The following is a 2,551-nucleotide window of genomic DNA, read 5'->3' on the forward strand; positions in this document are numbered from 1 at the left end:
CGAATATCATCCGCCGGGTACGTGGCATCGATAGTGTTGTGCGCAAGGTCAGGTCAAAATAGCTAACTTACTTTTTCAGGATAAGGAAATGTCAAAACAAATTATTAAAACAGACAAGGCTCCACAGGCGATTGGTACATACTCACAAGCAGTAAAAGTGGGGAGTACCGTTTACTGCTCAGGACAAATCCCGCTGGATCCCGCGACCATGAATCTGGTAGAGGGTGATATGGGCGTACAGATAACACGAGTATTCGATAATCTGCAAGCCGTCGCCGAGGCAGCCGGTGGTAGCCTGTCAGATGTGGTGAAACTCAATGTGTTCCTAACTGACTTGAGCCATTTTGTCCTGGTCAATGAAATTATGGCTGAGTATTTTAATGAACCCTATCCGGCGCGTGCTGCAATCGGTGTGGCTTCCTTGCCCAAGGCTGCTAACGTTGAAATGGATGCGGTACTGGAATTGTCGGAATAAAACATCTTTTGCGACTGTTTATATTATCGATACCCTGGCCCCAGAGAAACCAAAGTTCCGCTTGTCTATTGACGCACCTGTAAGTTCGTTAAAAGGTGTCGGGCCCAGTGTTGCCGACAAACTGGCGCGTCTAAATATCTTTACCGTCCAGGATTTATTGTTCCACCTTCCGTTGCGTTACCAGGATAGAACACGCGTCAAGCCTATTGGTAGTTTACGTCAAAGTACTGAGGCCGTCGTTGAGGCTGAAGTATTACTTACTGATATCAAGTACGGTCGGCGACGCATGCTGTTGTCAAAGATCAGTGATGGCACCGGGTTTCTAACGCTCCGATTTTTTCATTTCAGTTCAACACAACAAAAAGGACTTGCGCCAGGTACACGTATTCGGTGTTTTGGTGAGGTGCGTTACTCAGGACAGGGGCTGGAAATGGTGCACCCTGAATACCAGATATTACAATCAAACAGGAAACTTGAAGCGCCCGTTGCGGAACCATACCTAACAGCGATTTATCCGACTACCGAAGGTTTTCGGCAGTTTTCATTTCGTGCTTTACTGGACCAGCTGGTCATTGATTCTAAAACCCTGGTATTGGAAATACCGGAATGGTTGCCAGAAACCCTCTTGCAAAGAATGAATTTCCCGTCATTGGCGGAAGCCATTGCTTATGTGCACAAACCGCCACTGGACGCAGCGGTTGATGTTTTATCAAACGGCCAACATTGCTGCCAACAGCGACTTGCGTTTGAAGAACTGTTGGCCCACCAACTTTCAATGCGCAGGTTGCGTCTTAAATATCAGCAACACCACGCGCCTGAATTTAAGGTAGATAGCAAGTTATCTCATCGGTTGCAGGCTAAATTACCTTTTTCTCTGACCGATGCGCAGCGACGTGTTTACTCAGAAATTCTAGGTGATATTTCAAGTAAACAACCCATGTTGCGATTGATCCAGGGTGATGTGGGTTCCGGTAAAACAGTTGTAGCTGCTTTAGCCGCTATACATGCTGTAGAGACCGGTTACCAGGCCTCTATTATGGCGCCAACTGAACTATTGGCTTACCAGCATTTTCAGAATTTCAGCCAATGGTTATTACCCCTGGGCATAAGCATTGAGTGGTTGTCAGGTAAGCTTAAAGGAAAAGCGCGCGAAACAGCGTTGCATAACATATCAAACGGGCCAGCCCAGGTCATCGTTGGCACGCATGCGTTGTTCCAGGAGGACGTAACGTTTAATAAACTGGGCTTGATTGTCGTAGACGAGCAGCATCGGTTTGGTGTGCATCAAAGAATGGCGTTGCGCAATAAGGGCAAGCAGGTTCACGAAAGTGTAGAGGTGTATCCCCATCAGTTAATAATGACAGCCACGCCGATTCCGCGCACGCTGGCGATGACAGCATATGCCGATCTAGATTGTTCTATTATCGATGAATTACCGCCGGGAAGAACACAGGTACAAACAGTAGTGATGGAAGAAGACAGGCGCATGGACGTTATAGAACGGGTTTACCAGTCCTGTCAGGCGTCCAGGCAGGCTTACTGGGTATGTACATTAATTGAAGAATCGGAGGCGCTACAATGTCAGGCTGCTGAAGATACCGCGCAGCAATTACGACAGGAGTTACCGGATATTGGTATTGGCCTGGTGCATGGCCGAATGAAGCCTGATGAAAAAAAGCGGGTAATGCAGGAATTCAAAAATGGAACCATTGATTTGCTGGTTGCAACGACAGTAATAGAAGTTGGTGTCGATGTACCGAATGCCACGTTGATGATTATTGAAAATGCGGAGCGCCTGGGATTATCGCAACTGCACCAGTTGAGAGGGCGGGTTGGTCGAGGGGATAAACAAAGTGCCTGTGTATTATTATATCATGCGCCATTGTCGCAACATGCCAGGGAAAGACTCGCTGTACTGCGTGCTACCAATGACGGATTTGTTGTTGCGCAGCGCGACCTGGAAATGCGCGGACCTGGCGAATTACTGGGTACACGGCAAACCGGACTGGAACAATTTCATATTGCAGATTTGCAGCGGGATCAGGAATTACTGCCTGAAGTTATCAAGACCGCAAA

The 2,551-nt window shown here is 47.6% G+C and carries 2 protein-coding genes; both read left to right on the forward strand.

Annotation, left to right across the window (positions count from 1 at the left end):
* The first annotated feature begins 88 nt into the window (after positions 1 to 88).
* Positions 89 to 475, forward strand: a complete 387-nt coding sequence (locus ACWVCM_RS10780) for a RidA family protein (RefSeq protein WP_455201758.1) — start codon at positions 89 to 91, stop codon at positions 473 to 475.
* The coding region (gene recG / locus ACWVCM_RS10785) for an ATP-dependent DNA helicase RecG (RefSeq protein ID WP_455201759.1) at positions 450 to 2,551 on the forward strand (2,102 nt) is incomplete at its 3' end. The genes ACWVCM_RS10780 and recG, both read left to right, overlap by 26 nt.

This window comes from Kaarinaea lacus, assembly GCF_975902315.1.

Coding starts and splice junctions, on each gene's coding strand:
- ACWVCM_RS10780 (WP_455201758.1), top strand. CDS start 89: ATGTCAAAACAAATTATTAAAACAGACAAGGCTCCACAGGCGATTGGT.